The 13,395-nt window shown below is 51.8% G+C and carries 8 protein-coding genes; 1 reads left to right on the top strand and 7 read right to left on the bottom strand.

Features of this window, described 5'->3' with window-relative positions:
• Positions 1-62: 62 nt before the first annotated feature.
• From ACR9YC_RS03870 to ACR9YC_RS03850, 5 genes are all read right to left on the bottom strand, one after another.
• Positions 63-2,252 carry a M3 family metallopeptidase gene (locus ACR9YC_RS03870; protein WP_438730103.1) on the bottom strand — a complete coding sequence of 730 codons (2,190 nt, stop codon included), beginning with the start codon at positions 2,250-2,252 and terminating at the stop codon, positions 63-65.
• A 164-nt stretch (positions 2,253-2,416) separates the two neighbouring features.
• A complete protein-coding gene (locus ACR9YC_RS03865; protein WP_438730100.1) occupies positions 2,417-3,268 on the bottom strand; it encodes a phosphodiesterase in 852 nt (283 codons plus the stop codon).
• Positions 3,269-3,317: 49 nt separating this feature from the next.
• Complete coding sequence (locus ACR9YC_RS03860) at positions 3,318-5,153, bottom strand: cytochrome c3 family protein (RefSeq protein ID WP_438730097.1); 1,836 nt, start codon at positions 5,151-5,153, stop codon at positions 3,318-3,320.
• Positions 5,154-5,169: 16 nt separating this feature from the next.
• A complete protein-coding gene (locus ACR9YC_RS03855; RefSeq protein WP_438730094.1) occupies positions 5,170-6,060 on the bottom strand; it encodes a hypothetical protein in 891 nt (296 codons plus the stop codon).
• Positions 6,060-8,543: a cyclic nucleotide-binding domain-containing protein gene (locus ACR9YC_RS03850; RefSeq protein WP_438731587.1), complete on the bottom strand. Its 2,484-nt coding sequence runs from the start codon at positions 8,541-8,543 to the stop codon at positions 6,060-6,062. The genes ACR9YC_RS03855 and ACR9YC_RS03850 overlap by 1 nt, the downstream gene beginning before the upstream one ends.
• Positions 8,544-8,863: 320 nt before the next feature.
• Between ACR9YC_RS03850 and ACR9YC_RS03845 the strand changes: the two genes are divergently transcribed.
• The gene (locus ACR9YC_RS03845) at positions 8,864-9,871 is read left to right on the top strand and encodes a tetratricopeptide repeat protein (RefSeq protein WP_438730091.1); all 1,008 of its coding nucleotides are present in this window, start codon (positions 8,864-8,866) and stop codon (positions 9,869-9,871) included.
• Positions 9,872-9,901: 30 nt separating this feature from the next.
• On the opposite strand, the gene ACR9YC_RS03840 is transcribed toward ACR9YC_RS03845, so the two are convergent.
• Together ACR9YC_RS03840 and ftsZ are read right to left on the bottom strand one after the other, a co-directional pair.
• Positions 9,902-11,593, bottom strand: a complete 1,692-nt coding sequence (locus ACR9YC_RS03840; RefSeq protein ID WP_438730089.1) for an SPOR domain-containing protein — start codon at positions 11,591-11,593, stop codon at positions 9,902-9,904.
• A 171-nt stretch (positions 11,594-11,764) separates the two neighbouring features.
• Positions 11,765-13,276, bottom strand: coding sequence for a cell division protein FtsZ (ftsZ, locus tag ACR9YC_RS03835; protein ID WP_438730086.1), 1,512 nt, complete (start codon positions 13,274-13,276; stop codon positions 11,765-11,767).
• Positions 13,277-13,395 lie beyond the last annotated feature (119 nt).

The following is a 13,395-nucleotide window of genomic DNA, read 5'->3' as shown; positions in this document are numbered from 1 at the left end:
CAGCCAACAAAAAAGGCGGACCAATATGGCCCGCCCTTTCCGCTGTACAAATATACAAAAATTTAATCGGCTGAACCTGTATCACCCGTTGGGAAACCACGGCGTTTCAGCAATGCATTTACATCAGGGTCACGGCCACGGAATGCGCGATACGCCTCAGCGCGTTCTGTCTCGTTGCCCGTGGACAGCAGGAAATTGCGGAAATTGCTGGCTACCTGCTTATCCCAAACGCCGTCCGGCGCCTCTTCAAAAGCGGCCCAAGTGTCGGCATCCATCGTCTCTGACCAGAGATAGCTATAATAGCCCGCAGAATAAGCATCAGATGAGAAGAGGTGATTAAATTGCGGCAGACGGTGACGCATCACAATCTCGCTCGGCATACCGATGGCCGCCAGCGTTTCGCGTTCAAAAGCGTCGACATCTTCAACCGGCGTGTCGCGGTTATGCAGCATCATATCCACAATGGCGCTGGAGAGATATTCAACCGTAGAGAAGCCTTCATTAAAGGTGCCGGACAATTTGATTTTCTCGACCAACTCCTGCGGAATAGGCTCACCCGTTTTGTAATGCACCGCATAATTGTTCAGGATATAGGGGGTCAGCAACCAGTTCTCATTCACCTGACTAGGATATTCTACAAAGTCACGCGGCGTACCGCGCAAGCCCGGATAGGTCACATCTGTCAACAGGCTGTGCAGCGCATGGCCAAATTCATGGAACAGCGTCGAAGCATCATCAATGCTGATCAGCGTTGGTTCGCCCTCGCCGCCTTGCACAAAATTATTGTTGTTGGATGACAGCACATTGCGCTCACCGCCCAAGGACTGCTGCGAACGATATGTTGTTGCCCAAGCGCCAGAGCGTTTGCCGCCCCGTGCAAAGTTGTCCATGTAGAAAACGCCGACATTGCTGCCATCGCGCTTATCACTCACCACAAAGGTACGCACATCAGGGTGGAAGACAGGAATGTCGCCAGTATTTTCCTTAAATTCCAGATCATAAAGACGGCCAGCGGCATCAAACATGCCTTCAATCATCTTATCAAGCTGGAAATATGGCTTTAATTCGGCAGCATCCAGATCGTATTTCGCTTTGCGCACTTTCTCTGCATAAAAACGATAATCCCATGGCGCGATAGTGATATTTGCGCCTTCCTGATCAGCAATGGCCTGCATATCAGCGACTTCTTCTTTCACGCGGCCTATTGCGGCTGGCCAGACTTTCATCATCAAGTCCATGGCGTTTTGCGGGTCTTTCGCCATCGTGTCAGCCATGCGGTAATGCGCATGGGTTTTGAAGCCCAACAGCTTTGCGCGCTCAGTGCGGATTTTCAGAATTTCCGCAATAATCGCATTGGTGTCATTCTCGTCACCATTATCACCGCGGTTGATATAAGCGTTATAGACTTGCTCACGCAGGTCACGGCGGGTTGAGTTTTCAAGAAATGGCTGCATGACAGAACGGGTGTTTTTCAGTGCCCAACCGGTTTTGCCCTGATCCTCAGCCGCTTTGGCGATTGATGCAACAAAGCTGGTTGGCAAACCTGCCAGATCATCTTCACTGTCGAGGAAAATGAAGGTTTCCTCATCAGCCAGCACCTTATTAGAAAACTTGCTGTAAAGCGTAGAAAGCTGCGTATTCAGACCCAGCAATGTGGCTTTATCAGCATCATTCAACAAGGCACCATTGCGCACCAAACCGTCATAATCGCGCTCTACAAGGCGCAGCTGCTCTGCGTTAAGACCCAGATTTTCGCGATTATCATACACCGCTTTATAGCGCGCCAGAATACGCGGATCGAGTTGCAATTCACCGAAGAACTGCGCAAGTTTTGGTCCCCATTCGGCCTGTAATGCGCGCACCTCAGGTGAGGACAGGTTACTGTTATACACGCCCCAGAAACTAAACACGCGGCCAATATCTTCGCCGGCCAATTCCAATGCCTGATTGGTGTTTGCAAAATTTGGCGTTTCAGGGTTTGTCGCAACGGCTTCAAACTCTGCTTTCAGTGTTTTCATCGCCGCAGTAAAGGCTGATGGAAACATATCCGACTGGACCTTATCCCATTGCGGCACCCCTTCAAACGGGCCAGGCCATGGCGCGGTAATGATGGCGGCACTTGTCACAGTATTGGCCTGCGCCTCTTCACCGGCGTCGAAGGCGTCGAAGGCGTCCATATTATTGGCCAATACAGGCGTTGCGATGGCGAGCGTTAACAGCCCTGCACCAAGGAGAAAATGTGATTTTTGCATGAAGAACCCTTTTCAAGATAATGTATCGACCCAAATATGCCCGAATGTGACTGCACGATAGCGCATGGGATATTGCCTGAACTTTAACCACAATTTGCGTGCTTGTCCAAGCCCAGCCTTTATCAGAGCCAGTATGAACATGCATAGTGGAACGCAGCTATTGTCTATTCATTCGGGCGTTCGGCCAAAAGGCTTTTGACCAATGGCTGCATATTTTCGTCGTAACGCGCCAGCATGACATGATCATCCGCAGTATCAAAATGGCTGATAAGTTCCCTGCCATTCCACCAATGCAGTGCAAAAGCAGGCGGATCAGCGATAATCATATTGCGACCATCAGGATTTTCCGGGTCAATTTCTTTTAGGTTCAATGCCACTTGCGGTGCCGTTGACGGGCATATGGCTATTGGAATACCGTGCCAATGCGCTTGAATCATACGGTGGATATGGCCGCAAAGTATCGCAACAACCTGCTTTTGACCCTTTAAGCACTCACCAAGCCGCGCCACCCAAGGTTCTTCAGGGTGCGTGTTCATCCATGATATACCAACTTCTACAGGAGGGTGGTGCTGAATGATGATGGTCGGCACATCCTGCTTTTCCGCCAAACGCTCTTTCAACCAATGTGCGCGGACTTCGCAAAAAGCGCCGCCATGGCGCCCTTCTTCCAAAGTATCGAGCACCAGAAAGCGCATACCGCCTTGCTCAACCTCATATTGCACAAAGCCATCATTGGTGGGCACATCGGGAAATTGCTGGCAAAATGTCGCGCGCATATCGTGGTTTCCCATGCACATGAACACAGGGAATGGGCATACAGAAAGCGCGTTATCCAACCGTCTATAACTCTCCAGATCGCCACGGTCGATCAGGTCACCCGTGGCAAACAGCACATCAGGAGCAGGGTCCAGTGCCAGAAGATCCTCAATCGCGCGGTCTAGTCGCTTACGATTAAATTCGACTGGATTGTCAGGATCAAATCCAAGGTGAATATCGGTGATTTGCGCGATCAGCATCAGCTTTTATAAGCCCGCTCTTTGCCGGCCTTTGGATAATAGCCCATTATCATCTCCTATTTTGCGCAACCACTTTTGGTTTCTTCGATTTCTTCTTTTTCTGTTCCTGCCGGATCAACCAAGGCGCGCCGCCATCGGCATGATATTCATGGCACATAGCACATGAGGAAGGCACGTCACTTGCGGTTTCTTTTTCACCGCCATGGCATTCGCGGCATGTCGCTATGCCCGGCAGCAACAAATCGGTCGCTTTGCCGGAGTCTTCTGCTTTATGACAGGTGGTGCACTTTTCCTCTTCATGCGGTGCATGGTCAAACCAGCCTTTATGCATATAGCGGTCCGTCTGCGTCACAGGTGCGATGACATAATCGAGACCGCCATTATTGGTGACGCTATGGCAATCATAACAGGCACCGCCATCTGAGAATACGGCACGAATAGCCTGGTCAGCACGGCTAGGGCGGAAACGTACTGCACGAGCATAATCGGCTGCCGTTCGCGTACGCGGAACATCGCCGGGGCGCTGGCGCGGCAAGCTGCCTAGATTTATAGGCCGGTTAGGACTGGTGGAACGGAAATAGGCGCGCAAATCTGCTTTCACCAATTCGGGTTTGCCATGCGGCAATTGCCGGAATGTCCCACCGATTTTGTCAAAAGACAGGCTGTGACACATGGCGCAATTTTCTTGCATATCCACCGGCTCAAAGCGAACACCGCTAGGGTCTTCGGTGTGACAATCTTTACAAGCCAATGCTTCACCAAAACCATAACGTGCCGACAAACGCCTGCCCATTTGCGCAACACCGCCTCCCTTTTTCAAGTGCAGATCGTGCGGGAATTTTAGGCCATTATTTTCTATTGGCTTATCATCGAGTGAAATGCGGCGGCGCGGTGCATCCGCCTCATCGTCACCCGCAACTGCCTGTTGCAAAATAGCGGGCCTGAATTGCGGGTGTTGTTTGCCAAAATCCGAAGCATTTAAGATTTTTGTATCGGTCAAACGTGTGTCCATTCCGTCATGACAATCTGCGCACCATTGCTGAGCTACCGGTTGCATAGCACCCTCGCCCTCATGCTCGGTGTGACAATCAACACAGGCCCCTTCAGGTTTGTTAAATGCATTAGCAACAGCACGTTGGAACGCAGCAAAGCCCTCCGGCTCTCCGCGAGCCGTAGCAAGGCGCGGTTTTGCAGCGTGATCATGAGCACTGTCATCATGACAGGTCATGCAACTATTGTCCCGCACAGAAACAAACGCCTCTACATGACAGGCCTGACAATCATCTTTCAGGCTTTGGTGCGCCAATGACATGCTGCCAGATGACCAGAACCCATCACCATGCGGTCCATCTGGACGCTTGGCTTTCTCTACATAAGCAAGGTCTTTATAAGTGGCCCAGCTGTAAATCGGCCAAGCAAGGCAGGCAATCAGCACCAGAGCAACAAACCCCCAAGCGCTTCCCCTTTTGCCGGGGACTTTGCCTTTCAGAGTATAAATCGAGCCAAGATCGCGTTCTTCTTCGCTATCTGAAACGGCTGACTCGCGCCGGACAGTCAGGATAGCGGCGCCGCTATCACTCTCACGGCTGACGATAATATTATGCCCGCCAAAGACCAGTTCACCACCGCGCGCAGGATCAATTTCTCCGGATGTGACGGACTTGCCATCCAGATAAAAAGGCTGACCGGAGATAGCAGTTACGGAAAGCAACCCATCAGCAGACTGCTCAACCTGCGCATGTGCAGGATTAACTGCAAGGTCAGGCAAATGAACGGCATTGTCGCTGTTACGGCCAATAGTAATTATGGTTTCACCGGACCCAGCATCACGGATGATTTCGCTACCATCGGCCTTATAGGCGATCTGACGGACTATGAATGACATGATCTGCTCCTCCGCCTCACCAGTAGAAAAATACGCTGACAATATGCGCCGACAGCGCCGCCAGCAGCGCGAACGTCATGGGCACATGAATGAAGAGCCATATCTGCAGCATTGACTTGATCTGTAAATGCTTGCGCAAACGGCCTAAAGTCGCCTCTTTTTTCGCCAGCAAACTATCCACCTTATCGAGCGGGTCATCGCCTAAACGGGGTTGATAGGCGCGGCTACGGCGCAATTCTGCTTGTGCGTTGCGCGTGCTGCATCCGGGGTAACGATTGCCGATACGCTGTAGCAAATGTCCAGCAAACGGATCTTGCTCTAGCGATGACTGCACCAAAGCGGCCTGTTCCGGTACCAATGGCTGCGCAGCATCATGCAGTTGGCGATCAAGCGAACGCAAAGAATCGATCATCTGCGTCTCGGTCATCTCGTCACGATTGGCAGAAAGACTCTGCGGCAATGTTGCATAAGCGTAGATACCATAAATGCCTGAGATGATAACGACCATCATCAACGCCCATGCCAATGTATGCACATTCCAACCAAGCTGAAAGCCGGTATGCAAAGTGCCAATAACAATCAGGCTAAGCCCCAGATAAACATGGGCGCTGGTCCATGCCTTTAATGACCATCCACCGGGCGTCATTGCGCGTTTGCGCATGCCCAACATGGTCAACCAGAGGATCAGAAGCGCGCCAATTGTGCCCAATGTATAGCCATACCAGCTACCGCCATTGTGGCGCGGTTCAACGTCTATCAGGAAATAGCTGACCAGACAGGCAATGCAGAGGATCAGCGCAATTTTCAGCCAGCGGAAATTGCTATGACGCAAAAAGCCTTCATGGTTACGCGTGCGCTGACGCCCACCTGCTTTTTTGCGTGGTTCAGGAGAAGCAACACTGGCCATTATGCGTCCTCCCCTAATCTTGCCACGGTAAGGAATTCATCGGGAGCAACGCGTATTGCGGCACCTGTCGGACATGCACGCACACAGGCAGGGCCACCTTTAATGCCCGCACACATATCGCATTTAATGGCCTTTTTCGGTGCCTCTTCGCCTTCGGGCCGGTTAGCGCTGGCCCATTTCTTATTTGGCTCGCCTGGCCCTGGCCCCGCACCAAAAAACAGCCATGACAAAAGGCTGGGTTTCTTGGGCGGCACCTTATCCATGCGGATTACCCCATAAGGGCAGTTACGCTGGCAATTGCCGCAGCCAATACAGGTATCATCAATATAAACTTCGCCATCCGGCCCGCGATGAATCGCATTGGGCGGACAATCGGCCATGCAATGTGGATGCTCACAATGGCGGCAGCTGGTCGGCACATGCAAATGCGCATAGGTCTTGCCTGCCTCACGGTCGAGCCGCGAGAGACCTTCATGGCTATCCGCACAGGCCTTTTCACAATTGTCACAGCCAACGCATAATTCTTCATCGATCAGCAACACATCGGTAGCTTCACCAATGCCTTGATCGACCAAGAATCCAGCAACTTCCGAATACATGTCTACCAGACCGGAAAAGCTGTCTTTTTTCGCTTCAATAAACGCGTTGATATCCTGCCGTGAGGCCATATCCGCTTTGGTCTGTTCCAGAAGATCAGGATGTTTCTCCAGCACCTTGGCAAAGGCATCACCATCGATTTTGATGACTTCGGAACGGATCGCCGCTTTAACGGTTGCCGTACGCTTGCCACCAGCGATCAGCGCCATTTCACCGACATAAGAACCAGCGGGAAGATAGGAGAGGAAGACCGGCTTTCCGCCAATATCCTTTTCCACAATCATGGAGCCAACGCGGATAACGTAAATATCGTTCCCGTCATCGCCTTCAGTGATAATATGTTCACCCGCATTGACCTTCATAATCTTGCTGGTCTCAACAACATCGGCAATATCATCTTCGGTCAGTCCAGCGCGGAACATCTGCAACAGCTGGCGCTCAGTTGAAATATGCTCAATCCGCTTTTTCGCAGCTTCTGACTGAGATTGCAGCTTCAATGCAGCAAGGCGCGAAATCTCAACACAAATCGTGTCTTTTGCCGCGCGGATAGTGGCACCGCGTTTGCGCCCGGAAATCAGGCCAACCTCGCCAAAAATCGACCCACTATCAATAGGAACCGTGATTGACGGATCACTTGGATTGACCTCCACAACCACGCCGCCATCAGCTATTGCAAAAAGCGAGGAACCAGGTGCATCACGTTCAAAGATCACGTCGCCTGCACGATAGAATTTGGCATCGCTATCCAGCATAAACTCCCGCATTTGCAGCGGGTTAAGACCGTTTAAGATCCGCACATTTGCGCGCAAAAACTCCAGCCATTCGGCAACGCTCTTACGCCCGGGAAGATCAGCGAACTTGGCTTCCAGAATTGGTTCGTCCGCAGGCTTTAGATCAGTATTGCCGTTGATAAACTCAATGACATCATGCCCTTGGTTCATACAGTGCTTGATCAGCGGGTAGCCAGCAAGCGCGCCAATGACGAAAATACCCGGCGCTGTTGATTCAAATACAGGGGAAAGTTCAGGGAAGGCCGTTCTGTCCGGTCCAGTAAAGGCAATGCCGCACTCTTCCACAAACATGCGCGGCGGCGCTGAACCGATACGCGCAATAATCATGTCGCACGGAATACGCTCCTCACCATCGCGGGTATTGAGCACGATAAAGCCCTCTTCAATGGCCTTGGTCTCAGTCTCCAGCCTGATGGTCAGCTTGCCCGCTTCATTATCGGCTTGCAGGGCCTTGACGTTCGCATCCTTTGCTGTCGCGAAATCAGTTTTGCGGTTAAGAATGCTGACCGTATTGCCCTGCGCCGCATCTTCAGCCAGACCGCGCGCATTCTCAATTCCTGCATCACCCGTACCGACAACCACGACATGTTTATCAATATGCTCTGTCGGGTCATCGAGCTGATAGACGACATGCGGTAAATCAGCACCCTCACACCGCATACGGTTCGGGTTGCCCTGTGTGCCGATGGCCATGATGACATTTTCTGCCATCACAGTTTCACCATTGGTCAGGCTAATCTCATAAGGCGGCGCATAGCGCTGAATATGTTTCTCTTCTTTGCTGCCATCACGCTTGCGAATGACAATGGTGTGGACACTGCCCTCTATCGCTGGACCAGTGCCACGTATCGCCTTTACCTCGGCCATATATTTGACATTAACGCCATGACCTTCGGTCTGGCTGTTCCAAGTATCGAGAATATTCTCCCGCTTACCGGCATCAAAATCCATATCAGAACGCAAAACCAGTTGCGATGGAGTGGCCATCACATGCTTGCCTTTTTGATATTTGTAAATCGTATCGGAAAGATGGTCCGTCTTTTCCAGCAAGACGTGGCTCAGCCCTAGCTGTGCTGCTCGGCCAGCGGCACTCATGCCTGCAGGTCCAGATCCTATAATGGCAACGCGAAATACTTCACTCACCGGTTCGCTTCCCCCAAAATGCGCGGCGCTCCGTTAAACGGAAAGCTGTTGGCATCACATGGCCAATATTCCCCATTGGCGCAGCTTTGCGAACTGCTCGCGCAACACTTTGCGCAACGACAGCGTATATCGTCTCAATCTTTGCGAACCCTCGCACAATGTTTAGCAAAGATTGTGATCAATGCCACTGCAATTTCAAAATTTTGTTTCAATAGACTATGAACTTGCCCAAAATCGCTGCAAGATAGAGAGATATACAGATGGAGGATGGGGTGACGGAAACAACGGATTCGCAATCTGGTGCCAAAACAAAGACGCCAGATGGACAGAGCAATCTGCCAAAATGGATACTTGCAGGAGCAGGTTTGGTCGCTCTGGTTGCCGTCGGTATCAGCGTAACGCGCGCCGATGATACATCATCCAATATTAACAGCGCATCGCCATCAGCAGCCATTGCCGGTCAAGAAGCACCCACTGTCACGCAGGTCATTGCCCAGCTCGAAGAGAAGCTGGAGCAAGACCCGGATGATGCCAATGGGTGGCAGATGCTGGGCTGGTCTTATTTCGAAACATCCCGTTTTGGGGAAGCGGCCATGGCGATGCGGCGCGCGACCTCTCTCGACCCCAAAAATGCTGAATATCACTCCATGCTAGGTGAAGCACTAGTTCTGGCCAGTGAAGAAGGCGACATTCCCGCAGATGCTCGGCAAGCCTTTGCCAAGGCACTGGCGCTCGATGCCAAAGACCCGCGCGCACGATATTTTAGCGCAGCCGCAAAAGATATGGATGGCCAGCATCAGGAGGCGATAAATGACTGGTTTGCACTGCTCGCCGATACGCCGGCGGACGCACCATGGGCGGAAGATGTCCGCAATGTGATCCGCAATGTCGGCAAAGAACGCAATATTGATGTAGAGACAAGGCTCGCTTCTGCCAAATTTGCACCGCCAGCTGGTGCGCTACCAAGCGAGGGTGAGGCCTTGGCAACCGCTGCGATTCCCGGACCAAGCCGTGACCAAATGCAGGCCGCTGCTGCACTGCCGCAAGGCCAACAAGAAGAGATGATCCGCGGCATGGTGGAAGGATTAGCTGCAAAACTGGAGAAAAACCCTGCTGACCCCGACAAATGGGTGATGTTAATGCGCAGCTGGACACAATTGGGAGAAACCGGCAAGGCGCAAAATGCTTTAAGAGACGCACGAACAGCATTTCGCAATGACGCCGCAAGTTTAACAACAGTCGAAGATGCAGCGAAAACGCTCAATATTCCAGGAAGCTAATCACTAGAACTGCATATCAACATGTGCATATCAATTCAGCTTGTTTATCACTTGGCCTTCTGCGCTGGTAAAAGTGAAGGCTGAAATATCATTTTTCGCCAATCTGTTGACGAAATCTTGCGCCGCTTTTTTGCTGTCAAAAGGCCCTGCAAGGACACGGTTTGTTTTGTTGAGCGGAGTTGTCCACCCTGTCAGGTCTTTGAAACTATCTGGTGCTTTTTTGACCAAGCGTCGCCACTCAAATTTCAACGCATTTGTATCTGCTCCACCAGCCACCTGAACCCAGATACGGCTCGGATGCTCTGGCTTTGGTGGCTCTTTAGGTTTCGGCTTCGGCTTCGGTTTTGCCTTGGCAGGAGTAATCGCCGTAATGTCCACTGCCTGATCATCAGGAGTGATTTCTTTTTCAGGCACAGCAATAGACCGCATCAGTTCAGCAAAAGCTGGCTTGCGTGGTGCACTAGTCGATTCTGAAGCTGGTGCTGGATTTGGTGCCGAGGCTGCAACAGCTGAAGATGCGCTAACCACTTGTACAGGCGCAGGCTGTGGCGTTACTGCTTTCGCAATAACTGTATCTTGTGAGGTGGCAGCAATGGCAGGCTGAGAATTGTCCGATGCGCCGCTACTGCTGTTAGCACTATTATCCGCTCCCGTACCTGCATCAGCAAGGTCAAAAGACGTTGCAGGCTCATCAGCCAAGCTGGCGAAAGCCGGCCCAGCAGTTTCTGGAGCAGGTTTTGGCGGTTCTTCCGCATTCACTATTGCGTTGATTTTGTCTGGATCGCTAATTTTGCGCCCGGGGCGACGCCGCGGCTTGCGGCTTGGTTTTGGTTTGGCAGCACGCGCTTCGCTGGCATTACCACCCAATGGTTCACCGGCAGGAATAAGCCCCGCATCGGCACGAGTGCCCAGAATACGATCAGGAGTGCGCGATGGATCGAGCGCGGCATAGTCCCCGTTACGAGGATTGTCGCGGCCAATATTTGCCTCTTGCGGAAAGTGCCCAAAATGCGCAGCGGCGGCTTGCTGACTTGGCGTCAGCTTCGGCATGTAGCGGAAAAACGGTTCAATCGCGCGGGCCGTTCGCGGTTGCAGGGAACCACGGGTTATTGCCAAGGCCCCATCAATATCCTCGTTAATGGCCAGCACAAAGGCGCGTATCCGCCACGCAGCACGGTCATTCGCATAAAGCAAAGACGTCAGGAGAGATTCTGCCTCTGTCTTTTTGCCTGCTATACCCAGCGAGAGGGCAAATCGCCGTATTGCTTCCGGATTATTGCCATTGCGCGATAATAGGAAGCGATAATCGTCCTGAGCAAAATCCTGCTTGCCCACAAGGTCGTAAGCAAGGCCGCGGTCCAGCGCTATTTTCTCTCTGCTTGCGCCCAATTCAATAGCCTGATTGAACATAAGCAAAGCTTCATAAGGGTTTTCATTGCCAAGCAATGCCGAGCCCAAACCTGCCTTTACCAATGGGTTACGCGGCGCAATGATGTCTGCCCTGGCGAAAAAGCCGAGCGAAGCCACGGGGTCACCCATTTGCATGGCTGCATTACCAGCATCAATAAGTGCGGAAAGATCTTTTGAGTTACTGGCCAGCCGTTTTAGCGCGCTTTGCAGCTTTTGTGCGCCGTGCGGCGCCTGTGCTGAGCGCGCGTTGGCACCCGCGCTTTGATCAGGTTGCGCCAGCACTGCTCCGGGCGTCAGAAGCAATGCAGTCAATGCTCCCCAAAAAAGGGGCTTTTGAAGAAGTGTGAAACGTGCAGTTCGCATAATGGCTCTTAATATTAGCACGCTATTCAATAAACACCGAATATAAAAGCTGCATGGGGTGCAGCGAGTATATGGTGCGGCAAAGCTGCTCCGAGTGATCGCAATCACCCGGAGAAATAGCTATTGGTTGTTTTGACGATTTAGAAAACGTGGAATGTTAAGACCACCGCCTTCATCATCACCATCGCTGTCATCGCCATCTGCCGCAGCATTTTCGCTGCGCGACAAATTGGCCATGCGTTCAAACAATGTACCGCCACCAGAGGCTATACGCGGTGCTCCGCCCTTGCCATCTGCTGCGCCATCAGTCGCATTGCCTGGCGCGATTGATGCGCTATCGGCACCGTCTTCAGCACCTTCATCCAATGTCAGTTCATCAGCATCATCAAGCGGTTCAGACAAATCCATAACATCAGCGTCATCTTCACCATCCGCTTGATCACCCATCAACGCATTGATTTCAGCAGGGATGTCATCCTGTACTGTCTCTTCTACAACAGCCTCTTCCATGGGTGCCGCAGTTTCAACGACTGGCTCTGGCTCTGGCTCTTCCTGCTTCGCTGCGACCGGCGCAGCCGTTGTCTGAACAGCGGCCGGGTTTTGTCCAGCCTTGCCCTTGTTAGAAAAAGAATAGAAAGCGCGGCTATTATCGCTTTGCGCAGAACCATCCGCATCAATACCGGTCGCCACTACGGAAACACGGATCTTGCCATCAAGGTCATTGTTAAAGGCTGAGCCCCAAATGATATTAGCATCAGGGTCAACCAGCTCACGAATGTGATTGGCTGCTTCATCAACTTCCATCAGGCGCATATCCTCACCGCCAGTGATGGAAATAATCACGCCCTTCGCACCTTGCATGGAAACACCATCCAACAGTGGATTGGCAATGGCCTTTTCCGCAGCTTCAAGCGCACGATTGTCACCGCCCGCCTCGCCTGTGCCCATCATGGCTTTGCCCATTTCATGCATAACCGAACGAACATCAGCAAAATCCAGATTGATAAGACCTGGCATCACCATAAGATCGGTTATTGAACGCACGCCCTGTTGCAACACTTCATCAGCAAGCGTGAATGCTTCTTTGAATGTGGTGTCGGCATTAGCGATCAGGAACAAATTCTGGTTCGGGATGACGATCAATGTATCGACATTATCCTGCAATTCATCAATGCCAGCCTCTGCCGCACGCATCCGGCGTGTGCCTTCAAAGGTGAATGGCTTGGTAACAACACCAACCGTCAATATGCCTTTATCTCTGGCGATCTTGGCTATTACCGGGGCTGCACCAGTGCCTGTTCCGCCGCCCATGCCAGCTGCAATGAAACACATATGCGCGCCTTCGAGGACTTTCTCAACTTCGCTGATGGTTTCTTCAGCCGCGGCACGGCCAACTTCAGGGCGTGAACCAGCACCAAGGCCCTGTGTAATTTCAGGGCCAAGCTGAATGCGCTGATCCGCCGCAGAACTGTTCAGTGCCTGCGCATCGGTGTTCGCGATAATGAAATCTACACCTTCAACATTTGCATTAATCATGTTGGCAACGGCATTACCGCCAGCGCCACCTACACCGATAACGGCAATACGCGGCCGCAGTTCATCACTGGCCGGTGGTCCAATATCGATACTCATATCCTGTACTCCTCACTTGCCTTTTGCACAGTATTCAAAATTACTAATACACTGTGCGCAAAAATTTTCACCTTTTAGAGCGAATTTTTATGTTTTGCTGTTAGCAACATATTTACCAT

This window comes from Parasphingorhabdus sp. DH2-15 (genome assembly GCF_051668705.1).
GTDB lineage: Bacteria > Pseudomonadota > Alphaproteobacteria > Sphingomonadales > Sphingomonadaceae > Alterisphingorhabdus.
Note: the sequence above shows the minus strand (reverse complement) of the source record. Positions and strands in the feature narration are given on the sequence as shown.

Coding starts and splice junctions, on each gene's coding strand:
- ACR9YC_RS03850 (WP_438731587.1), bottom strand. CDS start 8,543: ATGAGTGCCGCTGGCCGAGCAGCACAGCTAGGGCTGAGCCACGTCTTG.
- ACR9YC_RS03855 (WP_438730094.1), bottom strand. CDS start 6,060: ATGGCCAGTGTTGCTTCTCCTGAACCACGCAAAAAAGCAGGTGGGCGT.
- ACR9YC_RS03870 (WP_438730103.1), bottom strand. CDS start 2,252: ATGCAAAAATCACATTTTCTCCTTGGTGCAGGGCTGTTAACGCTCGCC.
- ftsZ (WP_438730086.1), bottom strand. CDS start 13,276: ATGAGTATCGATATTGGACCACCGGCCAGTGATGAACTGCGGCCGCGT.
- ACR9YC_RS03860 (WP_438730097.1), bottom strand. CDS start 5,153: ATGTCATTCATAGTCCGTCAGATCGCCTATAAGGCCGATGGTAGCGAA.
- ACR9YC_RS03865 (WP_438730100.1), bottom strand. CDS start 3,268: ATGCTGATCGCGCAAATCACCGATATTCACCTTGGATTTGATCCTGAC.